This is a genomic window from Kocuria sp. SL71, from assembly GCF_026672465.1.
Taxonomy (GTDB): Bacteria; Actinomycetota; Actinomycetes; order Actinomycetales; family Micrococcaceae; genus Kocuria; species Kocuria palustris.
The window spans coordinates 1,618,068-1,639,513 of the sequence record NZ_JAPPRE010000001.1 but is presented as its reverse complement, the minus strand read 5'-3'; the positions used below and the strand labels follow the sequence as shown (position 1 = coordinate 1,639,513).

The window sequence follows — 21,446 nt, the reverse complement described above, 5'->3', positions numbered from 1 at the left end:
TGGGAGACGTATATCGATGACGACGACGTCCTACGAGTACTCGACGGTGAGGAACCCCAGTGGCAGATCAGACCACCACCCAGTCCGCCCCCGACCGCAACCTGGCGCTCGAGCTGGTCCGCGTGACCGAGGCGGCGGCGATCGCCGCAGGCCACTGGGTCGGCGCCGGTGACAAGAACAGCGCGGACGGCGCGGCTGTCGATGCCATGCGCTCGTTCCTGTCCACCGTCGACTTCAACGGCACCGTCGTGATCGGCGAGGGGGAGAAGGACGAGGCCCCCATGCTCTTCAACGGCGAGCAGGTCGGCGAGGGCACCGGCCCCGCCAGCGACATCGCCGTGGACCCGATCGACGGCACCCGTCTGACCGCCCTGGGCATGAACAACGCCCTGTCCGTGATCGCCGTCGCCGACGGCGGCGCCATGTTCGACCCCTCCGCGGTGTTCTACATGGAGAAGCTCGTGGTGGGCCCGGAGGCCGCCGACTTCGTGGATCTGCGCCTGCCGGTCAAGCAGAACCTTCACCTGGTCGCCCGCGCCAAGGGCGTGCCCGTCAACCAGCTGACCGTCTGCGTCCTGGATCGCCCGCGCCACGAGGGCCTGGTCGATGAGATCCGGGCCACCGGCGCCCGAACGCGCGCATGATCCTCGACGGCGACGTCGCAGGCGCGATCGCCGCCTGCCGCGCCGGCACCGGCGTGGACGTCATGATGGGCACCGGCGGGACCCCGGAGGGCATCGTGACCGCCTGCGCGATCAAGGCCACCGGCGGCGTCATCCAGGGCCGCCTGGCCCCCATCGACGACGACGAGCGCCAGCGCGCGATCGACGCCGGCCACGACCTGGACCGCGTCCTGACCACCGATGACCTGGTGACCACGGACAACTGCTTCTTCGCGGCCACCGGCATCACCGACGGCGACCTGCTGCGCGGTGTGCGCTACCGCGGCGACCGCATCTCCACCCAGTCCATCGTCATGCGCTCGCGCTCCGGCACGGTCCGCGTGGTCGAGGCCGAGCACGTGGCCGAGAAGTGGTCCAAGTACTCCCGCTGAGACCTTCCGCTCGGGGCCTCGTGAGGCTCGACACCACGGGGCCCGGACCGCTGGGTCCGGGCCCCGTGGCCTTAGAATGTGCTCGATCTCAGCCCCTGGCGTGCCGTGTCACACGAGCGCTTCAGGCACCGCCCACCAGCAGCGGCGCTGCAGCGCCCTGAGGGCACGCCCATCGCCCATGCCGCTAAGGAGTCCCCCCATCGTGGCTCTGTCCGTCACCTCCTCCCAGAACCAGAAGACCTGGGACGCCACCGTCCGCGTGACCGGAGGCCATCCCCTGCAGCTGTGGGGGATCGGCGAGTCCCAGGCGGCGGCGGAGCCCGGTCTGAAGCTGGATCGGGTGGTGGTCCGCGATGAGAACGATCGGATGGTCGGCTACGGGCAGCTGCAGATCCGCCGCGAGAACGTGGGCCGCGACGGCAAGGCGCTGCTGGTGGCCGAGTGCCTCAACGTGCACTCCAACCGGGCCAGCACCATCCCCGTCCTGCTGGATGCGCTGGCCGAGCACGCCGCCGAGCAGTGGGATGCCGCCCTGTTCGGCGTCGAGCTCGACGCCCCCAGCAGCCCCGAGCTGGTGGCAGCGGTGCGCGAGCACGGCTGGCAGCGCACCGGCGAGACGCCCGAAACGGAAGCCGGACCCCGGCGCCTGCGCGTGAACCTGGGCCACAGCGAATCCGACCTGTCCTCGAGGCTGTCCCAGGCCACCCTGGACCGCTGCCGCTCCGGGCTGAGGGTCTCGGACGTCGCGGTGCGGGAGATCACGACCCGCTCCGGGGATCTGCGGGCGGCAGGGCTGCGCACGGAGCAGATCGGCCGCCTGCTGCGCGAGCTCGGCCAGGACTCGCTGCTGCTCGTGGCCACCCAGGAGCGCGAGGGGCAGGAGCCCACCGCCCTGGGCTACCTCTGGTTCGTGCACACGGTCGGGCAGGCCATGCTCTACCGGGTCGGCTTCACGCGCGCCGCCCGCGAGATGGGCATCGACGACGCTCTGCTGCTCACCGGCGCCGTCGAGCTGCAGAAGCGGGGCGTCCAGCGCCTGGACGGCGGCGATGCCGCCGATCCCGACGTCCCCACCGTGGTGCGCGAGCTCGCCGATGTGCAGCGCACGATCCTGGGCCCGTGGCGCAAGCCGCTGGGCGCGGAGACCATGGCCGCCGCTGATGAGATCCAGCGTGGGGCCGCAGCGGAGGAGCCCGGGAAGAAGGCCGACAAGCCCGGCAAGCGCCGTCGCGGGCTGTTCCGCTCGCCCCGGTCCCAGAAGCCCGAGCAGGTCGAGGCCGAGCCGCAGGCCCCGGTGTCGCCCGAGCCGGAGCGGACCGTGGCCATGGACGCCGATGCCGCGGCCGACCGAGCCGCCGCGGAGCGCCGCCGCGACGTCCGCCGGCAGATCAGCTCCGACCTGGGTGTCGAGGTCACCGATCAGACCCCGGCGGTCACGACCATCGGCGGGTCGACCCCCGACTCCGCAGGCGCGGAGGCAGGGGCGGCCGATCACAGCGGCGCTGTCCGTGCCGCTGATCGGGATCGCAGCACTGGCAGCCGCAGCCCCAAGGCCGGGGGCAAGGCCGAGCGCAAGCAGGCCAAGGCCCGCAAGCGCCAGGAGGCCGAGGCCCAGTCCGAGAGGGCGGGCACCCCGGACGGGAAGCAGCCCGGCAGCCCGGCAGCGACCAGCGTGGCGGCGAGCACCGGTGCTGCGGCTGCCGAGCCTGCGACCGCGACGACCGCAGCCCGCAGGAGGCCGAGACAGGCCCCGCCGAGGACGCGGCCTCCGAGCCCGCGACCCAGCCGTCGCAGGACGCGCGGCAGGCCCACGAGCAGCCGGCCGAGGCGGCCACCGCCGCGGCCGTCGAGGAGGCCCCGGTGCGCCCCGTCGACGTGGACGTCCAGGCCGCCCGGCGCGAGCGCGAGTTCAAGGCCGAGCAGCGTCGCGCGGAGCGGGTCGCGCAGAAGGCCGAAGACCTCGAGGTCCAGCAGAAGCCCAAGCGCGAGCCGATCGGCAAGCGCCTGCGCCGCGAGGCCGGCGGAGCCATCCGCGACGCCATGGGGCGCTGACGGCCCCGGCCGAGCAGAACATGGACAGAGGCCGCGAGCGCAGCAGCGCTCGGGCCTCTGTCCTGTGCCGTGCCGCCGGCTCAGCGGCCGAGGCGCCCCCGCAGCCGCTCGCGGATCGACGTGGCGCGCTGGGCGGCCGCGGCGGGTGCGCGCTTGAGGGACGAGGGCCCCTCCTCGCGCAGCGTGCTCAGGGCGGCGCGGCCGTCGGTGCGGGCGGCGCCGAGGCCCTCGCGCAGGGCGCGGGCGGTCGTGTACGTCGCGTAGCCGCCCTTGGAGACCGGCAGGTCCCAGGTTCCGGGGTACTCGACGGGGCTGCCGCCGAAGGCCTTCTTGAACCGGGTGAAGCCGTGCCACTCGTGCTCGGGGCCGGCGTCGTCGGGGGCGGTGCCGAACAGATCGAAGGTGCTCAGCCCCTTCTCCTTCGCATCCAGGATCATCCGCACGACCAGGGGGATGCCAGCGGAGAGCTTCCGGTGCTCCACATCCATGGAGGCGTGCGCGTAGGTGCGGGTGTCGTCGGAGTCGTAGACCAGGGAGGCCCCGATCGGCTCGCCCTCCAGGCGAGCGATGTAGAGCACCGCAGCTCCCTGCGGCATGAGGACCTCGGCGGCGGTCCGCAGGTAGTCGTCGTGCTGGCGGTTGAAGCCCTTGCGCTCGGCGGTCTGCTCCAGGAACCGCAGCAGCACGGAGACCGTCTCGGGCTCCGTGTGGGCGGTGAACGTCACGCCCTTCTTGTGGATGTTGCGGTGCAGGTTGCGGTTGGTGGACTTCATGTCCCTGAGGATCGCGTCCTCGTCCTGTGTGAGGTCGATCAGCTGCGTGTGCCCCGGCTGCAGGTGTCTGGGGGAGGGGCGGAAGCCGCGCCGGCGCATGGCTCGGTCCTTGGACTCGGCACCGGTCTGGATGACGGCGAAGGCCGGCTCGACCCGCACGAACCAGCAGCCATGCTCCTGCGCCGCCTGGCGCAGGGATGCCATGGCGGCCTCGAACGACTCGACGGAGTCGGCGATCGGCCCGTACGGCGCGTAGAGGTAGCGCCCGGTGCGTCCGCCCTCGACGGTGGCCTGCCAGGACCATCCCTGTCCGGATTCCTGGAGCACGGTGTGGCCCAGGGCGCGCTGGAAGTCCGCCCACGGCTGGGTCTGCAGAATATTCGTCACGCCGCCACTGTACCGGCCGAGACCACGGGCCCGGTCCGTGCCGGCGGGCGGCTCGGACCGGGCCCGTGAGGCCTGCGGGCGGGTGGGATCAGGGCACCGAGCAGGTGCCGTTGGGCGAGAGCTCGGGCGTGTCCCCGGAGGAGCCCTGGCCGTCGTCGGTGGTCTGGGCGGGCACCGTGACGAGGCTCGCGGAGCCCAGGGGGCCCGCACCGCCGACCGCCCCGGAGGCCTGCGGATCCTCGCCCTGTGCGGACTCCAGCATCTCCTGCACATCCGCGTGGAGCTGGTCGTAGTCCGGGTAGGTGGGGAACAGGTCGTCGTAGTAGGGCGGGCCGGCCGCATAGGTCGCGAACTCGTGCTCCTTGGCCTTCACCGCCAGGTCCACGAACGAGCCCAGCGACGACTGCGGGATGTCCGTCTCGACCACCTGAGTGCCGGCGGCGGCCAGCTCCTCGAACTGGGTGACGACGTTCGCGGGATTGAGCTGATCCAGCATGGCCGCCTGGACGCAGCGCTGGCGGGCCTGCCGGTCGTAGTCCGAGGCCCCCTCGCGGGAGCGGGCGTACCAGAGGGCGTGATAGCCGTCGAGCTTCTGGACCCCGGGCTCGATGTAGTCCAGGACCTCGTTGGGCTCGCCCGTGCGGGAGTTCGTGCCGCCGCCCATCGGGACCTGGCCGCCGACGTCGATCGTGATGCCGCCCAGGGCGTCGATGAGCTGCTCGAAGCCGTGCATGTCGATCATGGCGTAGCCCTGGACCTCGATGCCCAGCACGCCGGTGGCCGCATCCTTCATGGCCTCCACGCCAGGATCCTCGACGTCATCGCCGTAGATGTCCTGGTGGTTCTGCATGACGTCCGTGTAGACGGCGTTGAGCAGGCACTCGTCGCCGCAGTTGTAGCCCTCCGGGTAGATCTCGTGCATGGGCGAGTCCTCCGGGAAGGGCACGTTCTGCAGGTTGCGCGGCAGCGAGATCGTGGCGGTCTGGCCGGAATCGGCGTCGATGCTCAGCACCGTCATGGAGTCGGGGCGCAGGCCCACCCGGTCTTCGCCGGCGTCGGCGCCCATGAGCAGGATGTTGTACCGCCCGTCGACGGGGCTGAACGGCATGCCGCCGGCGAAGATCTCGCCGACCGTTCCGCGGGTGACGTTGAGCAGGTGCGCGGAGTAGAGCAGCCCGCCGGAGGTCACGAACAGCAGCGCTGCCAGCCCGGCGCAGGCCAGGACCCTGGGGCGGGTCTCGAGCAGGCCGGGTCGGATCAGCCGCAGCGTGTCCAGGAAGAGCAGGCCCCACCAGATCGCGGCGAGCACCAGGGCGAAGGCGATGATCCGGCCCGAGAAGCCGTTGGTCAGCAGGAACACCAGGGGGTTGCGCCACACCAGCGCCAAGAGCAGCGCGATGACCAGCACCGCCCAGCACATGATGGTGATGGGCAGGGCGATGCGGCCCAGTCGGCGGTTGCCCGCAGCGATCTGCGCCGATCCCGGGAAGACGAGCGTGCCCAGGATCAGCAGCCAGGCGCGCCAGGTGCGTCGGCCGGAGGAGACGAACGACGGATCCCGCAGGGCCCGAGCCCAGGACGCTGTGCCGTCGCGGCTGCTCAGGGCCGCTTCGGAGGAGATCTCGGCGGCGATGTCCCGGTCCTGCGGCTCGGGAAGCCCCTCGTGCTCGGGGCCCTCCTCCAGAGCGTCGCGGTCCAGGAGGTCTCCCTCCGTCCAGGCCCGCCGCGCCGGGGGCTCGGGAGCATGGGCTCGGGGCGTGCTGTCTCGGGGCGGTCGATCCTCTGCCGGGCCCTGATCGGCGGGGAGGCCGCGCTCGGGTGACTCGTCGGTCCACTCGTCCTCGGCCCAGTGGCGACCGGCGGGGCGCCTGGTCTCCATCGGCTCCTCCGTCCGGCGGGCGCCGGGGGTCTCAGTGCCAGGGCGCTGGACGGAGGAGTCCTCGGGACGGGCCCGGCCATCGGAGACCGGCTCTTGACGAGGGGCTCGGGAGGCGTCGATGCGTCGCCGGCGGGGGTCGCGGGGAAGCTGAGGTCCGGTCACGGTGTCACTCGCTGGATCTGGGAGGCGGGGAAGATGCCCCTGGTGGGGAAGCGGCCGGGACCGGAGCAGCGGTCCTCGGCGGGGTCACTGGGACAGACGGCGACGCAGCGCGCGTCCCTTGTCCTGAGCGGAGGCGTTGAGGTCGGCGGCGAAGGAGTTGAGGTCGCGGCGCAGCTGGCGGGCGCGGTCGTCGGTGCCGGAGGCCAGGATGCGAGCCGCCAGCAGGCCGGCGTTGCGGGCCCCTCCGATCGAGACGGTCGCCACCGGGACACCGGCGGGCATCTGCACGATGGACAGCAGCGAGTCGAGGCCGTCGAGCGTCTTCAGCGGCACGGGCACGCCGATCACCGGCAGCGGCGTGGTCGCGGCGATCATCCCGGGCAGGTGGGCTGCGCCTCCGGCGCCGGCGATGATCACGCGCAGCCCGCGCATCTCCGCCGAGGAGCCGTAGTCCAGCATCTCGGAGGGCATGCGGTGCGCCGAGACCACATCGACCTCGCAGGAGATGCCGAGCTCGTCGAGGACCTGGGCGGCGGCCTCCATGACGGACCAGTCCGAGTCCGATCCCATGATGACGCCGACATCGGGAAGCGCTTGGCTCACTGCACACTCCTGGAACGCGGACCCGCGGAGGGGCCCTGGTCTGCTGGGGCGGCGCCGAGGGGCGCCGGTTGCGGATCAGCGCACACGGTACTCGCGAACCCTGGACGCGACGTGGAGATCGACGGACGGCGCCCCTGAGGAGGCGCTGCCGTCTCGGAGAGCCGTGCCCCGGAGCTCTCAGCGGCCGTCGCGCACCACAGCCGCTGCCGCCGAGGCCAGGGCGCGGACCTCGGCGGTCACGGAGCCGTCCGCCGGGTCCTCGCGCCGGGACAGAGCATTGACGTGCCCGACCTTGCGCCCAGGCTTCACGGACTTGCCGTAGAGGTGGATCTTGGCGCGCGGATGCTCGGACATCGCCTGGGTGAGGCCTGCGAACAGGTTCGGCTGCTCGCCGCCCAGGATGTTCTTCATCACGGCGACGGCAGCCAGGGGCTCGGTCGATCCCAGGGGCAGGTCCAGCACGGCGCGCAGGTGCTGCTCGAACTGCCCCGTCACGGCGCCGTCCATGGACCAGTGCCCGGAGTTGTGCGGGCGCATGGCCAGCTCGTTGACGAGCAGTCTGCCGTCGCGGGTCTGGAACAGCTCGACAGCCATCACACCGGTCACATCCAGCTGCTCCGACAGCTCAAGGGCGATGCGCTGGGCGGTCGCGATCTCGTCCGGGGCCAGGTTCGGGGCGGGGCTGATGACCTCGTCGCACACGCCGTCGACCTGGATCGACTCGACCACCGGCCAGCAGCGCTGCTCGCCGCTGCGGCGCCGTGCCACCTGAGCGGAGAGCTCACGGGCGAAGTCGACGGCCTCCTCCGCCAGCAGCGGGGACTCGGCGCGGCCGAACCATTCGGCGGCCGTGCCGGTGCGGACCTCGTCCTCCGAGCGGACCACCAGCACGCCCTTGCCGTCGTAGCCGCCCCGCGGCGTCTTGAGGATCACGGGCCACCGGCCGTCGGCGAAGGCCACGAGGTCCTCGGCGTCCGAGACCTCGGCCCAGCGCGGGTTCGGCAGGCCCAGGCGCTCGACGGCCCGGCGCATCACGATCTTGTCCTGGGCGTGGATCAGGGCGTGGGGGCGGGGCTCGACGACGACGCCGTCGGCCAGCAGCGCCTCCAGGTGGGCGTTCGGAACGTGCTCGTGATCGAAGGTCAGCGCGTCCAGGCCCTGGGCGAAGGCGCGCAGGGCCTCGAGGTCATCTCCTGGGCCCACCTGATGGGAGGCCGCGGCCGGAACGGCCCCGGCATCCTGCGACTCCGCCAGCACCCGCAGCTCGATGCCCAGCTCCGTGGCGGCCGGGCCCATCATGCGGGCGAGCTGGCCTCCGCCGACCACGCCGATCACGGGTCCGGTGGGGGCGAAGCGCCGGGAGTCGGCTGCGGGATCGGGGCTCTGGCTGCTGTCGTCGTTCATCACATTCCCAGGGTAGTCGAGGGTCGGGTCCGTTCCCCGGCAGGTTCGCAGTAGTACACTTCTGCAGGCCCTCGTTCCGTTCCGATGCGCGCGACCCGTGCAGCTGCGGGGCCGTCTCGAATCCGGAGTCCTCACGCCATGACCGTTCGCTTCAAAGCCCTCTGGCACCTGTTCATCGCGGAGCTGATGAAGTTCGGGACCGTCGGCGGGCTCGCCTTCCTGGTCAATGCCGGCGTCGTCGCTCTGCTCATGGCCACCGTCTTCCAGGACGGCGGCCACCTCAAGGCGAAGGCGATCGCCACGGTCGTGGCCACCCTGTTCTCCTGGCTGGCCAACCGCTACTGGACCTTCAAGGACAAGCGACAGGCGGACACCAAGCGGGAGGCCTGGCAGTTCCTGGTCGCCAATGTGATCGGCCTGGCCATCGAGCTCTCGTGCATCGGCGTGAGCTACTACGTCCTGGGCCTGACCAGCGGCACGGCCTCATTCATCTCCGGCACGATCATCGGCACCGTCCTGGGCACCGTCTTCCGGTACCTGGCCTACCGCTTCTGGGTCTACGCCAAGCCGCTGGACAGCGAGCCGGGCTTCGCTCCCTCGACCGCCTCGGAGATGGTCGCGATCACGGGCAGCCTCCCGGTCGTGGGGCAGGACCGGGCTCGTCGCCGCACCGGCAGCACCGCCCACGGGACCCCGGGCGCCCCGGAGCCGGCCATGGGCGATGACCGGCAGGGCCCGGAGGCCGAGGCATCGGATCTCAGCTCCAGGTGAGTCCCACGCGCTCGGCGGCCAGATCCCGCTGCAGCGCCTCATCCCGAGGGCGGTCGCTGAGCACTGCTGTGCCCTCAGCGGCCCAGATCGCCAGCAGTCCCACCAGAGCATCGCGATCCCAGCCGTCGACAGCCACGTGCACCACTGGGGCGGAGCCCAGCTCGGCGGTCCGGGCCTCGGCCTGGTCCCGCAGCTCGGCGAAGCTCAGAGACCCGCCGCTCGTCTTGAGGGCGGCATCCGCGTCTGCGGGCCGGCTGGCCCCCGACCACCGGTCGCCGTGGGAGCGGATCTCGGCGCAGTAGTCGATGTCCCCGGGCTCGAGCACCGAGTCATCCGGCAGTCGCATGGCCAGCGCCGGGTAGGCCAGGATCAGACGATCCTCGGCCTCCGCCACAGCCGCTGCCGCTGATCCTTCGGGCGAGGGGAGCGCATCGGCTGCCGCGCCGGTGCGATCGAGCAGAGCGCTGAGCCGGACGTCGCCGACCGTGGGCTCCAGCACCACGCAGGCCCCGGTGCGCCAGGCCGCTGCGGCCAGCACCAGCGTGCGCCAGTGCAGCGCGGGATCCAGGACCACGCGGTCGCCGGGCATCAGGCCCAGATCATCCACCAGGAGGTTCGCGGTCTTGGCGATCCAGTTCTCGCTCACGCGACCGGACAGCTCGACCCGGCCTCCATCGGAGCCGTACCAGACCACGGCCGGAGTGGGGCGCTGGGCCAGCCGGGTCAGCAGACCGGTGATCTCGGCATCCGGTCGACGTGCATCGGTGCGATCGTCCATGGTGATCCTCTCGACGGGGCTTGGACAGGGCGGTCTGGCGGGGAGGCGAAGGCAGATCCTGAGTGTGCCGCTGCGGGCATCATTCGAGGTCAGAACGGGGCTCGACGGGGCGTCAGGGGCCTGCGCGCACGGGATCCCCGCTTGACGCAGGACACTTACACACGTGTAATTAAGGCTCCGAGCAGGTGATCTCCCACTGAGGGGAGCTGATCTGCTTCCCCCGCACAGTCTTCGCCGCGATCCTACGGCTCGCGCGTCTTCGCCGCATGAGATGGCACATGACGCCGCACGAGCCCCACGGATCCTCGCGCACCGGAAGGACCGACATGGCAGAGCCCGCACGAAGTCGCGCAGAGCTGTCCGAGCCCGCCCGCCGCCGCCGCGGCGCCCGCGCAGTGCCGCAGGACTGGTTCCTGGACCCGGTCGACGGCGATTCCGCCTCCGCGGCGCCCGCGCGGCGTCTGAGCGCGCTGTCGGATACGGAGAGCGCGGATTTCCAGGATGCCTCCGAGGTCCCCGGCTCCATCTGGCAGGCCGTGGCCGGCGTCTACGGCGTGGACGACGACGAGGGCGAGCTCACCTGGCAGACCGATGCCCTGTGCGCTCAGACCGACCCCGAGGCCTTCTTCCCGGAGAAGGGCGGCTCGACCCGCGACGCCAAGCGCGTGTGCTCCGCCTGCCCGGTGCGCGATGAGTGCCTGGACTACGCCATGGCCCACGACGAGAAGTTCGGCATCTGGGGCGGGCTCTCCGAGCGCGAGCGCCGTCGTCTGCGCCGCGCCGGGCGCTGACGCGCCCGGATGCCCGGGCGACGGATCGACCGGAGGGTAGCCTTCCTCGAATGAGCACCGCAGAAGCACCGCTGGATCGACTCTGCTCCCGGCAGAGCTGCCGTCGACCCGCGCGGACCACCCTGACGTTCGTGTACTCGGACTCGACCGCTGTCATCGGACCGCTGTCGGTGCATGCGGAGCCGCACGCGTATGACCTGTGCGTTCCGCACGCCCAGCGCATGACCCCTCCGCGCGGCTGGGAGATCGTCCGCCTCGAGGGCATCCCCGACTCCCAGGACGAGGAGGCGCCCGCGGCTCAGCGCGGTGACCTCGTGGCGGACTCCGCGCCGCTGGCGCGGCTGAGCACGCTGCCCGGTGCCGCACGGACCCACGCGCCTGCCGCGGACGCCGGATCGCAGACGCAGAGTCCGCAGGCCGATGACGAGGACGCCGCCGGGGATGATGCCCCGGGGAACCCCTTCGGCTCCGCCTCCAAGGGGTGGGGCCGCAGGCGTCGTTCCCGGCTGAGGGCCGTGAGCTCCTCGGGGCACAAGGAGCCGGCCGAGGAGTCCGTCGAGCACGGCGGCGAGGCATCGTCCTCCGCGCCGGAGGAAGCCCCGGTCGCTGCGATTCCCGAGCACCCGAGCGTGTCGGGCGGGCGCGCGGCTGGGCTGCGCGCCGTCTCCGATCCCCTGCAGGAGCGGGAGCCCGTCCAGGGCATCGACGATCCGGGCGAGGCGGGCTCCCTCCACGGCGAGGACGGCGCCTTCGACTCCCTGACGGATGAGATCTTCGCCAGCCACAGCACGGTGTACGTGCCCGCACGCCGAGCAGTGCGCCCCCAGCCCGAGGGGATGCGCCGCCCGCACCTGCGCCGCGGGCGCTCCTGAGCCGGACTCGGGGCCTGACCTGCCCCTACAATGGCCCACGGCGCCCCTCGATGAGGTCGCCTCGACCATGGTCCCTCCAGCCGAAGGCCTCCGCACATGACCAGCGCTCCTGGCTCCGATCCGTCGTCTCGCCCCGCAGGAGGCTCGTCCCCTGACGGGACCTCCGAGTCGGATCTCCCCGCATCCGGCTCCACCAGCCGTCCGAGCACGGGACGGCTCCCATGGGTGCAGGATTCCGCTGCTCAGGAGTCGATCGAGCGCGCCCGCCACCGCGGGCGAGGGATCTCCGAGCTCTCCCCGGACCTGCTCGAGATCCTGCGCTGCCCGCTGACCCGCGGTCGGCTGCTGCCCCTCGACGAGCATCACCTCATGAGCGAGCTTCCGCACCTGGAGGGGATCCACCCCGTCTACGAGATCACCGACGGCATCCCGCATCTGCTGCCCGCTCAGGCGATGGCGGACCGAGGGCCCCGGTGAGCCGGTCGCGTCCGGCTCGCCCCCAGCAGCCGCTGACCTCCGGAGCGCAGTGGGCCCACCTGGGCCCGGCGGTCTCCGCGCAGAGCAGTTCCGAGCAGCTGGCCTCCTCCGGGTGGCCTGACGCTTCACGCGCTGCGGACGGCTCGACGAGCGGGCCCGTCGAGCCCTGGAGCGGTGCTGGTCGGCAGAACGTCTCCCCGCACTCCGCCGAGCAGCCCCGCACACATGATCGATCGGAGCCGGAGTCTCCGGGCCGCGGCAGCACGGCGCATGCGCCCGAGGCCCGTTCGGGCGGCTCCCGTCGAGCGGAGGAGCAGGGCGGGCGACTGGGCGCACTGGGGGTGCTGACCCGCGTGCTCGTGGCACTGGCGGTGCCGCTGTCGCTGCTGGTGGTGAGCATCCGCCTGGTGGCCACGCCGCTGTTCCTGTGGATCGAGTACCACCGCCCGGGCTTCCCCGAGGATCCCTACGGGTTCCAGGCCGAGGACCGCATGATCCTGGGCTCCCATGGCATGGACTACGTCCTCAACTGGGCCCCGGGGCCGTTCCTGGGGGAGGTGCGCACCTCGTCCGGGCGGCCATGGTTCACGCCGGAGGAGGTCTCCCACATGACCGACGTGAAGTGGGTCCTGCAGATCGGCCTGTGGGCGGGGGTCGTGGTCGTCCTGGCGGCACTCGTGCTGGGCCTGCTGCGCCGCCGCGACCGCGACGGCCTGCTCACCTCCGTGGCCGTGGGCGGCTGGCTGACCGTGATCGCCTCCGCCGCTCTGGCGGTGGGGGCGGCACTGGGCTGGCAGCAGTTCTTCGCCGGGTTCCACTCCCTGTTCTTCTCCGACGGCACCTGGACGTTCTCGAACGCCGACACCCTGATCCGGCTCTACCCCACGCAGTTCTGGATGGACGCGGCGGGGACGATCGCCGTGATCACCGTGTGCGGCTCGGTGCTGGCCGCAGTCCTGGCGCAGCGGGCCCGTTCGGGTCAGCCCGGGCGTCGTCGGGCTTGATCCAGCAGACCCGGCAGACGAGGAGCCCCGCAGGAGCGCACAGCGCACCTGCGGGGCTCCGTCCTCCTCCGCTCAGATCCAATTGTCGAACCACATGCGGGCCCGCCAGTGGTCGTAGGGCAGGACCTGGGCGCTCCACAGGGGCCAGAAGAACACGGCCAGAGCCAGCACCGCGCACAGCCACAGGCCCACCACGATCCAGCCGATCCGCGCCGGCCACGGCCGTGTGTGCGGCCCCGGCAGCAGCAGCCCGGCCAGTCCGGCCAGGACGAGGACCAGGAACGGCAGGTAGGGCAGGGCGTAGAAGAAGAACTTGGTGCGCTCCGGGTACATCAGCCACGGCAGCCACCCGACCGCGATCAGGCTCAGCAGGCTCGCCATGCGCCAGTCGCGGCGCACCGCCACGATCACGACGGCCACGACGAGAGCAATGAGGCCCGCCCACCAGATCCCGGGGTTGCCCTGGTTGAAGATCTGCTGCGAGCACTTGGCGGCCTCGCAGCCGGACTGGCCCTGGCCCAGGGACTCGTAGAAGTACGACGTCGGCCGGCCCAGGAACATCCAGTCCCACGGCTGGGACATGTAGGTGTGCTCGGAGGAGAGCCCCTGGTGGAAGTCGTAGGCGGAGACGTGGTACTCCCACAGCGAGCGCAGCGGGGCCGGAAGCCACTGCGGGCCGTCGTCGGGGTGCTCGGCGGCCCACTGCCTGCGGTAGCCGCCGGTGGAGCGGAACCAGCCCGTCCAGGTGGCCAGGTACACCGCCAGCGCCACGGGGATCATGGACAGGAAGGCCGGGATGCCGTCGCGCAGCAGCCCCGACGGCAGCCAGAGCCGCACACCAGCGGCGCGCCGTGCCGTGAGGTCCCAGATCACCGTGAGCAGGCCCAGGGCGGCCACGAAGTAGAGGGCGTTCCACTTCACGGCCACGGCGAGCCCGCAGGAGACGCCGGCGGCGATCCGCCACCAGCGCACGCCGAGCCCGGGGCCCCAGCGGACGCTCCGGGCGCTCATCCGTCGGGCCAGGCGCTTTCGGGCGTCCTGGCGGTCGAGCAGCAGCAGCACGAAGGCCAGCAGGACGAACAGCGCCAGGAAGATGTCCAGCAGGGCCAGGCGCGAATGGGCGATGTGCAGCCCGTCGACGGACAGCGCCAGCCCGGCGATGGCCGAGACGATGGGGGAGCGGAACAGCAGGGCAGCGGCGATCACCACCAGCACGATCATCAGCGTCCCCGCCACGGCGGAGGAGAAGCGCCAGCCGAAGGCATCGCCGGCGCCGAAGAGACGCATGCCCAGCCCGATCAGGATCTTGCCCAGCGGCGGATGCACCGCATAGGAGGGCGCGTCCAGCGGCTCGGGAGGGGTTCCGGCGGCGAAGCCGGCATCGGCGTCGTCGGGCCACTCGCGCTCGTAGCCCGAGAGCATGATCGCCCAGGAGTCCTTAACGTAGTAGGTCTCGTCGAAGGCGATGTCCTGCGGCTGTCCCAGGTGCCAGAAGCGAAGGAAGGCCCCCAGCAGGATGCTCAGCAGCGGCAGCAGCCACAGCCGGGACAGGCTCAGCGGCGTGCGCGGCAGCAGCCGTTCACGCAGCTCGGCCTCCGTGGGCGCGGACCGGCGCGGAGTCCAGGCGGCCGAGTCGAGGACGGCCATCGAGGTCGTGGGAGGACGGGCCGGCGGCGGCGCTGAGTGCGAGGGGGACACGGAGATCATGCTAGGGGAAGCGAATGCCCGTGAGCCCCGGGATCTACAGTGGTCCGGTGAGCACCGATCGCAACGCCCCCGCTGACCGCCACGACTCCGCTCGGATCGCGGGGCTGCCCCAGGGCGGCTTCCTGGTCCTGGCTGCCACCCCGATCGGCAACCTGGGCGATGCCTCCGACCGGCTGAAGGCCGCCCTGTCCATCGCCGACGTCGTCGCTGCGGAGGACACGCGCCGCACCCGTCGTCTGGCCTCGGGACTGGGGATCGAGATCACGGGACGGCTGGTGGCTCATCACGAGCACAACGAGGAGTCCAGCTCCCAGCAGCTGCTCGACGAGGTGCGCAGCGGCTCGATGGTCGTGGTGGTCTCCGACGCAGGCATGCCGACCGTCTCCGATCCCGGCTACCGGGTCGCGGCCGCCGCCGCTGCCCAGGACCTGCCGGTCACGTCGCTGCCGGGTCCGTCGGCCGTGCTCACGGCGCTCGCGGTCTCGGGGCTGCCCAGTGACCGCTTCGCCTTCGAGGGCTTCCTGCCGCGCAAGCCCGGGGCCCGTTCCGCGCATCTGGCGGAGCTGGCCGGGGAGAAGCGCACGATGGTCTTCTATGAGGCTCCGCACCGGATCGCGGCGATGATCGAGGCGATGGCCGAGGCCTTCGGCCCGGAGCGTCCTGCGGCCATCGCCCGCGAGCTGACCAAGGTCTACGAGGAGGTCCTGCGCGGGAGCCTGGGCGAGCTGCACGAGCGGATCCGCGAGGACGGTCTGCGCGGGGAGATCGTCGTGGTGGTCCAGGGAGCTCCGGCAGCCGAGCCTGAGGAGGCTGCGGATCTGGTGGGACTGGTGGAGCAGGAGGTCGCACGCGGGACCCGGCTCAAGGACGCCGCCGGTCAGATCGCCGCCGCGCACGGAGTCTCGAGGCGGGATCTCTACGAGGCGGTGCTCGTCGCTCGGTCCTGACGCGCACCGCCATCACTCGCCGCCCGGAGCCCTCGGAGATGACCGGGCCATCGGACCGGTGGGTGCGCTGTGGGGCCGATAGGCGTCGGGGCGACGGGCTAGCCTGGGCGGGATGAGAACCTCCCGCCTGAACCAGACGCTGTGGCCGGACCCCGCCCAGCGACCCGCGACCGTGCCCGGTCAGACCCCTGAGGCCTACCGCCCCGAGCACTATCAGCTGCCGGAGGACGCGCCGTCGGGCCCGGGGACCAGGCGCCGCGGCGAATCCGCCGAGACCGGGCACAAGCGCGACCTGAGCTTCCCGGAGGCTCCCCAGCCGCTGCCGCTGCCGATCGTGGACAACCACACGCACATCGACATCCAGGACGGCAGGGTGCACATCGGGATCCCGGATGCCCTGGATGTCGCCCAGGACCTCGGCATCCGGGGGATCGTGCAGGTCGGCTGCGACATCCCGTCCTCGCGCTGGGCGGTCGAGGCCGCAGAGGCCGACGAGCGCATCCTGGCCGCCGTGGCGATCCACCCCAATGACGCCCCCGCGCTCGCGCAGAAGGGCGAGCTCGACGACGCCCTGACGGTGCTCGACGAGCTCGCCGGGCATGAGCGCACCCGGGCGATCGGAGAGACCGGGCTGGACTACTTCCGCACCGGCAAGGACCGCCACGAGCTGCAGCAGGACTCGTTCCGCGAGCACATCCGCCTGGCCAAGAAGCACGGGCTGGCCATGCAGATCCACGACCGCGACGCCCACGCCGACGTCGTGCGGATCCTGCTGGAGGAGGGCGCCCCCGAGCGCACCGTCTTCCACTGCTTCTCCGGCGATGCCGAGCTGGCGCGGATCTGCAACGAGAACGGCTGGTACATGTCCTTCGCGGGCACGGTCACCTTCAAGAACTCCCACGGGGTCCAAGCCGGGCTGCGGGAGGCGCGGCGCGAGCTGATCATGGTCGAGACCGATGCTCCGTTCCTCACCCCGCACCCCTACCGCGGGCGGCCGAACGCGCCGTACCTGGCGGTGCAGACGGCGCGCTGGATCGCCGAGCACCTCGAGACCCCGCTCGAGCAGCTGTGCGAGCAGGTCGAGCGCACCTCCCGCGAGGTCTACGGCGAGCACTGAGGCGGTGGGCCGATAGCATGTCCGACGTGCAGAGCCCTGATGCCCCGGAACCCGCTGTCCTCCCCCTGCTCGGTCCCGCCGAGATCCGGGAGCTGGCCGAGGCCGCCGGCATCCGCCCCACCAAGACCCTGGGGCAGAACTTCGTGATCGATCCCAACACGATCCGCCGCATCGTCGCCGCCGCACGGCTGGAAGCTGCTCACGACGACGGTCCCGTGGCCACGGTGCTGGAGGTCGGCCCCGGTCTCGGCTCGCTGACCCTGGGGCTGCTGGATGCTGTCGAGCACGTGGTCGCCGTGGAGATCGATCCGCCGCTGGCCGCACAGCTGCCGCACACCGTCGCCCGCTTCCGCCCTGAGGCCGCCGACCGGCTCGAGGTCGTGCTGGAAGATGCGCTGCAGGTCGCCTCGCTGCCCCGGGAGCCTGAGGCGCTCGTGGCGAACCTCCCGTACAACGTCGCCGTGCCTGTGTTGCTGAACCTGCTGGCGCGCTTCCCCTCGATCCGCCAGGGGCTGGTCATGGTCCAGGACGAGGTCGCAGACCGCCTGGCGGCCCGGCCCGGGTCCAAGGTCTACGGCGTGCCGTCGGTCAAGGCGTCCTGGCATGCGGAGGTCCAGAAGGCCGGCGTGATCGGCACCCAGGTCTTCTGGCCGACGCCGCGGATCAGCTCGGGACTGGTGCGCTTCCGCCGTCGCGCCGAGCCGCTGGCGCGCATCGGCGCTGCGGAGGCGCTGAGTCTGTCTGGTCGAGAGGGGGAGGATGCCGAGCGCGATGCCGTCTTCGCCGTGGTCGATGCCGCCTTCGCCCAGCGCCGCAAGACGCTGCGGGCCGCACTGTCCGGCTGGGCAGGCTCCGGGGCGCTGGCCGAGGAGATCCTGGTCGAGGCCGGCATCGCCCCGTCCGAGCGCGGGGAGAAGCTCGACGTGCTGGGCTTCGCGAGCATCGCCGCGGCCGGTGCTTCCCGCGGCATCATCGGGGGACCGCGCGCCTCGAGCGGCGGGCAATCGTGAGCGGACCGGTCCAGGCCGTCGCCCCGGGCAAGGTCAATCTCTGCTTCCGGGTGGGCCCTCTGCGCGAGGACGGCTACCACTCGGTGGCCAGCCTGTACGCCGCGGTCGATCAACTCGAGACCGTGCAGCTCGAGCTGGACCCGCAGCGCCCGGCCGGATCCGTGGGCTGCGAGCTGCGGGTGGTCGCAGGCTCCTTGGTGGCCCAGCAGGAGGCCGCCGGCGCCTTCGACCCGACTCTCGTGCCGCTCGACGAGCGCAATCTGGCGGTCCGGGCCGCCCAGGCGGTGCTGGCCGAGGCCCCGGACCTGCCCAGCGGTCTCATGCTGCGGATTGCCAGGGCCGTGCCGGTGGCCGGCGGGATGGGCGGAGGCTCCGCCGACGCCGCAGCGGCGCTGAGCGCGGCCGCCGAGCTGATCGCGCGGGAGACGGGCCATGCGATCGCGCGCGAGCGGCTGCTCGAGATCGGTGCCGGCCTGGGTGCCGACGTCCCCTTCGCCATGACGGGGGAGCGGCCGTCGGGACCGGCAGCGGCACCGAGCTGCGCGCCGTGCCTGTGCGGGTCCGATGGCACGGCGTCCTCGTGGCTGATACCGGCGCGCTGTCCACTCCGGAGGTCTTCGCGACCCTGGACCGGATGCGCGCCGAGGGCGCTGCACCGACGGTGCGGGAGTCCGAGCTGGAGGTGCCCGCCGGGCTGCTGCGCGCCCTGGCTGAGGGCGAGTCTGCGGTCGGCGGGGAGGCGCTGGCCAATGATCTGCAGGCGCCGGCTCTGCGGATGTCGCCCGAGCTGCGGCGGCGCCTCGACGAGCTCGAGGAGCTGGACGCTCGAGCGATGATCTCCGGCTCGGGGCCCACGATCGTCGCGCTGGCCCGCACATCAGGTCATGACGACGGCGCGGAGTCGAGCCGGGTGCTGGCGGCACAGCTGCGCGAGCGCGGCCTGTGCGCCGTGGCCTGCACCATCGGCTGAGACGCCCGGCCTCCCGCATGGACACGCAACGCCGACCCGGGGCGCGATCGTGTGCCTGCAAAGTCATGAGGCACCCTTACTGAAGGGGACGTCTCGTCCGAGTCCCTGGAAGATGCTGTCGAAAGGCATCATGCTGGATGGTTTGAATGCCCGTGCGCAGGGGGCGTGCGGTCGAACAGCAGGGGAGAGGCATGGCAGTGGACAGCTCCCTCGCCGCGACTGAGCATCGGGGCGGACCGGAGAGCGAGGCCTCGGCAGCCGCACCGCGGCAGCGGTGGATCGACACGGTCAAGGGAACCGCGATCGTCCTGGTGGTGCTGTGGCACGCCTACGGGCTCCAGCAGGAGTACGGGTGGCAGGCCCACGGCCTGTGGAACGACGTCAACATCCTGCTCGGGCTGTGGCGGATGCCCGTCTTCATGGTCGTGGCAGGCTTCTTCGTCACTCGCTCGCTGGAGAAGTACGGCAGGCAGTACTGGCGTCGTCGTCCGCTGAACATGCTGTGGCTGTTCGTGGTCTGGACGGTCGTCTTCGCGGTCTCCTACCTGCTCATCGGAGCGGTCTCGGACACCCTGACTCCGGGGGCCAAGCTCGGCGAGTGGGTCCATGAGACGCTCACCTTCGACTCCTACCTCTGGTTCCTGATCGCCTTGGCGGTCTACTACGGCCTGCAGGCCGTGGTGGGGACGCGACCGCGGATCGGCGTCGTACTGGTGGCGCTCGCGCTGTACGTGCTCTTCGTCCCGGGTCTGGTCGACAAGGTCTCCTGGGGCAGCAACGAGGTGCCCCAGCACTGGCTGTTCTTCCTGGCGGGGGCCTGGGGCAGCAGCGCCATCCGCACCCGAGTGCCGCAGATCCCCGTGTGGCAGGGACTGGCCTGGTGCGTCGCCTTCGCGGTCTCGCTGCTGCTGTGGAAGCCCACCCGCGACGTCCCCGTCCTGGAGCACTTCACAGCTGCGGTGCCGCCGCTGCTGGGGATTCCTGCGGGGATGTGGCTGCTGCACCTGCTCGACGGGCGCCGCGGCATGGGCTGGGCGCGAGCGGCGGGTTCGCGCAGCCTGCCGATCTACGTGCTGCACGCCATCATCCTGCAGCTGCTGCTCGGCCTGATGACGCGCGTGGCCTGGCCGGAGGCCATGGGCACGGTGATGCTCTGGGCGGGTCCGGTCCTGCTCACGGTCCTCACCGTCGTCGTGGCGCTGGTCATCCACCGGGTCACCGGATCGGTGCCGCTGCTGTGGGGCCTGCCGCAGCCGGCCGATCCGCCGGTCTCGCGCGGTCGCCACGCGGTCTGAGGCGGCTCAGACCTCCTGCGCGGCGCGCAGCGCCTGCCGGGACTGCTGCAGGCGCCGCGCCGCGGCCTCCTGACCTCCCCGACGGGCTGCCGAGGAGACCAGGGAGAGCAGGACGCCGCTGACGCGCACGCGCAGGGACGCGGGATCCACGATGCCGTCGAAGGCCTCGAGCACCGGCGCGATCGACGGCGCGGAGAGGGGAGCGCGGTCGTCCCGGGGGTCGACCAGCTGCGCGCAGCGGTGCGCCAGATAGCAGGCCAGGTCATCGTCCAGCCGACCCGGACCCACGGAATCGAGATCCAGCAGGCCCGTGATCGGCCCCAGGGACGGCTCCAGCAGTCGGGGCCCCACCATGACGTTGCCGGCGTGGAAGTCACCGTGGCTCGGGACCAGGTCAGCGTCCTCGCACGCGCACCGCGCGGCATCCACCGCCTCCGCGTGGGCGAGCACCTCCTCGGCCGATCCCGGCAGGGAGGCCGCAGCTGAGCGCGCGTAGTCCAGGGCGCGATCCGTCCACGACGGACGCCGGGCCAGGTCCATGACCGAGCACGGAAGCCGGTCCAGCAGGGCGAGCAGATGCTCCGCCTGCAGCGGCGATTCCGGGTGGTCGTGTCGCTTCCGCGAGGCGGGGTGCCCCGGAACGTGCGCCAGCAGCACGCCGCCGTCGCCGGAGACCGCCAGGGGCTGGGGGCACCGGGACGCCCGCCTGCCAGAGACTGAGGTGGCGCTGCACGAGCTCGTGCTGACGGGCAGACCGCACGACCTTGAGCCAGGCGGCGGGGTCGTCGAGTCCGTCGGCGTCCAGGCGCAGCACGGCGCGCCGGGTGGGGCGATAGGACAGAGGCGCCGGAGACAGCGCCTCTGGATCCGGCAGGCCCAGTCCCAGGCTCGGATCCAGCAGAGATGTGGAGCTGCGAAGCCCCGGCAGCCAGGGGTCCTCGGGCCACAGCCACCCGATCAGGGCGCAGCCTTCGGCCTCCACCGCGACGGGGCCGGGGTCGCCCCAGGAGGAGTCCGAGCCCGACTTCGGCAGCGCCGGCATGGCCCCGGTCGACAGGCACACGACGACCTCGTCGGGGTCCTGCGACGGCAGCCTGCCGGGCCATGTGGGCGCCCCCTGCGGATTGTGGCGCAGCCGCAGCGCGTACACGCCGGTGACCCCGGCGCCCGGGCGGTGGTGCAGGCCGATCCGCCGCCACGGCCGCCCGTCCGATGCGCAGAGCCGACGACGCCCCAGCGCCAGCCCATGGGCGGCCAGCACGGAGTCCAGGGCTCGGCGCAGACCGGAGCCGCGCAGCACCTCGACGGCCGCCAGCTCCTCGGCGAGACCGCCGGGCGATGGGGCAGGGGCCACGGCGTCTCTCCTCAGGGTCGCAGGCCGGCGGCGTCCTCG

Annotated in this window: 18 protein-coding genes and 2 pseudogenes; 13 read left to right on the top strand and 7 right to left on the bottom strand. The window is 72.1% G+C overall.

The genetic code is table 11. From position 1 onward, the window contains the following. Positions 1-59: 59 nt before the first annotated feature. Together glpX and OVA15_RS07320 are read left to right on the top strand one after the other, a co-directional pair. Positions 60-1,054 (top strand): annotated as a pseudogene (gene glpX, locus OVA15_RS07325) (class II fructose-bisphosphatase). A gap of 202 nt (positions 1,055-1,256) precedes the next feature. After that, on the top strand, positions 1,257-3,263 hold the full coding sequence (locus tag OVA15_RS07320) for a hypothetical protein (RefSeq protein WP_268144081.1): 2,007 nt from the start codon (positions 1,257-1,259) through the stop codon (positions 3,261-3,263). Here OVA15_RS07320 and OVA15_RS07315 read toward each other — a convergent pair. The 4 genes from OVA15_RS07315 to OVA15_RS07300 form a co-directional block, all read right to left on the bottom strand. Then, positions 3,187-4,266 carry a lipid II:glycine glycyltransferase FemX gene (locus OVA15_RS07315; RefSeq protein ID WP_268144079.1) on the bottom strand — a complete coding sequence of 360 codons (1,080 nt, stop codon included), beginning with the start codon at positions 4,264-4,266 and terminating at the stop codon, positions 3,187-3,189. The two genes, OVA15_RS07320 and OVA15_RS07315, sit on opposite strands and share 77 nt — an antisense overlap. Positions 4,267-4,354: 88 nt before the next feature. Next, positions 4,355-6,145 (bottom strand): LCP family protein, encoded by a 1,791-nt coding sequence (locus OVA15_RS07310; RefSeq protein ID WP_268144077.1) that lies wholly within the window; start codon positions 6,143-6,145, stop codon positions 4,355-4,357. Between the two features lie 246 nt (positions 6,146-6,391). Continuing rightward, a complete protein-coding gene (purE, locus tag OVA15_RS07305) occupies positions 6,392-6,877 on the bottom strand; it encodes a 5-(carboxyamino)imidazole ribonucleotide mutase (RefSeq protein WP_053448307.1) in 486 nt (161 codons plus the stop codon). 210 nt (positions 6,878-7,087) lie between these two features. Beyond that, positions 7,088-8,314, bottom strand: a complete 1,227-nt coding sequence (locus OVA15_RS07300) for a 5-(carboxyamino)imidazole ribonucleotide synthase (protein WP_268144074.1) — start codon at positions 8,312-8,314, stop codon at positions 7,088-7,090. A 138-nt stretch (positions 8,315-8,452) separates the two neighbouring features. Here OVA15_RS07300 and OVA15_RS07295 point away from each other — a divergent pair, with 138 nt between their 5' ends. Next, positions 8,453-9,085: a GtrA family protein gene (locus OVA15_RS07295; protein ID WP_006213398.1), complete on the top strand. Its 633-nt coding sequence runs from the start codon at positions 8,453-8,455 to the stop codon at positions 9,083-9,085. Here the strand turns inward: OVA15_RS07295 and OVA15_RS07290 are convergent. Beyond that, positions 9,072-9,863: a TIGR03089 family protein gene (locus OVA15_RS07290; protein ID WP_268144070.1), complete on the bottom strand. Its 792-nt coding sequence runs from the start codon at positions 9,861-9,863 to the stop codon at positions 9,072-9,074. The two genes, OVA15_RS07295 and OVA15_RS07290, sit on opposite strands and share 14 nt — an antisense overlap. 326 nt (positions 9,864-10,189) lie before the next feature. Here OVA15_RS07290 and OVA15_RS07285 point away from each other — a divergent pair, with 326 nt between their 5' ends. From OVA15_RS07285 to OVA15_RS07270, 4 genes are all read left to right on the top strand, one after another. Further along, positions 10,190-10,654 carry a WhiB family transcriptional regulator gene (locus OVA15_RS07285; protein WP_231860997.1) on the top strand — a complete coding sequence of 155 codons (465 nt, stop codon included), beginning with the start codon at positions 10,190-10,192 and terminating at the stop codon, positions 10,652-10,654. Positions 10,655-10,704: 50 nt separating this feature from the next. After that, positions 10,705-11,526, top strand: a complete 822-nt coding sequence (locus tag OVA15_RS07280) for a DUF3499 family protein (RefSeq protein ID WP_268144068.1) — start codon at positions 10,705-10,707, stop codon at positions 11,524-11,526. A gap of 225 nt (positions 11,527-11,751) precedes the next feature. Next, positions 11,752-12,003: a Trm112 family protein gene (locus tag OVA15_RS07275; protein WP_029643653.1), complete on the top strand. Its 252-nt coding sequence runs from the start codon at positions 11,752-11,754 to the stop codon at positions 12,001-12,003. Beyond that, positions 12,000-13,007, top strand: coding sequence for a TIGR01906 family membrane protein (locus tag OVA15_RS07270; RefSeq protein WP_268144065.1), 1,008 nt, complete (start codon positions 12,000-12,002; stop codon positions 13,005-13,007). The genes OVA15_RS07275 and OVA15_RS07270 overlap by 4 nt, the downstream gene beginning before the upstream one ends. 72 nt (positions 13,008-13,079) lie before the next feature. Here the strand turns inward: OVA15_RS07270 and OVA15_RS07265 are convergent, their stop codons facing one another. Then, positions 13,080-14,714 (bottom strand): dolichyl-phosphate-mannose--protein mannosyltransferase, encoded by a 1,635-nt coding sequence (locus tag OVA15_RS07265; RefSeq protein WP_442786731.1) that lies wholly within the window; start codon positions 14,712-14,714, stop codon positions 13,080-13,082. A gap of 47 nt (positions 14,715-14,761) precedes the next feature. On the opposite strand from OVA15_RS07265, the gene rsmI reads away from it, so the two are divergent. The 6 genes and pseudogenes from rsmI to OVA15_RS07235 all read left to right on the top strand — a co-directional run bounded on the left by rsmI (position 14,762) and on the right by OVA15_RS07235 (position 20,053). Then, a complete protein-coding gene (rsmI, locus tag OVA15_RS07260; RefSeq protein ID WP_268144062.1) occupies positions 14,762-15,661 on the top strand; it encodes a 16S rRNA (cytidine(1402)-2'-O)-methyltransferase in 900 nt (299 codons plus the stop codon). A gap of 112 nt (positions 15,662-15,773) precedes the next feature. Then, a complete protein-coding gene (locus tag OVA15_RS07255) occupies positions 15,774-16,778 on the top strand; it encodes a TatD family hydrolase (RefSeq protein ID WP_024290005.1) in 1,005 nt (334 codons plus the stop codon). A 17-nt stretch (positions 16,779-16,795) separates the two neighbouring features. Continuing rightward, on the top strand, positions 16,796-17,788 hold the full coding sequence (gene rsmA / locus OVA15_RS07250) for a 16S rRNA (adenine(1518)-N(6)/adenine(1519)-N(6))-dimethyltransferase RsmA (RefSeq protein ID WP_268144060.1): 993 nt from the start codon (positions 16,796-16,798) through the stop codon (positions 17,786-17,788). Further along, positions 17,785-18,234 (top strand): annotated as a pseudogene (locus tag OVA15_RS13435) (GHMP family kinase ATP-binding protein); the annotation flags it as partial. The gene rsmA and the pseudogene OVA15_RS13435, both read left to right, overlap by 4 nt. A 134-nt stretch (positions 18,235-18,368) precedes the next feature. Next, complete coding sequence (locus OVA15_RS07240) at positions 18,369-18,758, top strand: hypothetical protein (RefSeq protein WP_268144058.1); 390 nt, start codon at positions 18,369-18,371, stop codon at positions 18,756-18,758. A 191-nt stretch (positions 18,759-18,949) separates the two neighbouring features. Then, positions 18,950-20,053, top strand: a complete 1,104-nt coding sequence (locus OVA15_RS07235) for an acyltransferase family protein (protein ID WP_268144056.1) — start codon at positions 18,950-18,952, stop codon at positions 20,051-20,053. Between the two features lie 6 nt (positions 20,054-20,059). On the opposite strand, the gene OVA15_RS07230 is transcribed toward OVA15_RS07235, so the two are convergent. Then, entirely contained in the window at positions 20,060-20,806 is a 747-nt protein-coding gene (locus OVA15_RS07230; RefSeq protein ID WP_268145648.1) for an aminoglycoside phosphotransferase family protein, read from the bottom strand. Between the last annotated feature and the right edge of the window lie 640 nt (positions 20,807-21,446).

Coding starts and splice junctions, on each gene's coding strand:
- OVA15_RS07310 (WP_268144077.1), bottom strand. CDS start 6,145: ATGGAGACCAGGCGCCCCGCCGGTCGCCACTGGGCCGAGGACGAGTGG.
- purE (WP_053448307.1), bottom strand. CDS start 6,877: ATGGGATCGGACTCGGACTGGTCCGTCATGGAGGCCGCCGCCCAGGTC.
- OVA15_RS07300 (WP_268144074.1), bottom strand. CDS start 8,314: ATGAACGACGACAGCAGCCAGAGCCCCGATCCCGCAGCCGACTCCCGG.
- OVA15_RS07295 (WP_006213398.1), top strand. CDS start 8,453: ATGACCGTTCGCTTCAAAGCCCTCTGGCACCTGTTCATCGCGGAGCTG.
- OVA15_RS07290 (WP_268144070.1), bottom strand. CDS start 9,863: ATGGACGATCGCACCGATGCACGTCGACCGGATGCCGAGATCACCGGT.
- OVA15_RS07285 (WP_231860997.1), top strand. CDS start 10,190: ATGGCAGAGCCCGCACGAAGTCGCGCAGAGCTGTCCGAGCCCGCCCGC.
- OVA15_RS07280 (WP_268144068.1), top strand. CDS start 10,705: ATGAGCACCGCAGAAGCACCGCTGGATCGACTCTGCTCCCGGCAGAGC.
- OVA15_RS07265 (WP_442786731.1), bottom strand. CDS start 14,714: ATGATCTCCGTGTCCCCCTCGCACTCAGCGCCGCCGCCGGCCCGTCCT.
- OVA15_RS07255 (WP_024290005.1), top strand. CDS start 15,774: ATGAGAACCTCCCGCCTGAACCAGACGCTGTGGCCGGACCCCGCCCAG.
- rsmA (WP_268144060.1), top strand. CDS start 16,796: ATGTCCGACGTGCAGAGCCCTGATGCCCCGGAACCCGCTGTCCTCCCC.
- OVA15_RS07235 (WP_268144056.1), top strand. CDS start 18,950: ATGGCAGTGGACAGCTCCCTCGCCGCGACTGAGCATCGGGGCGGACCG.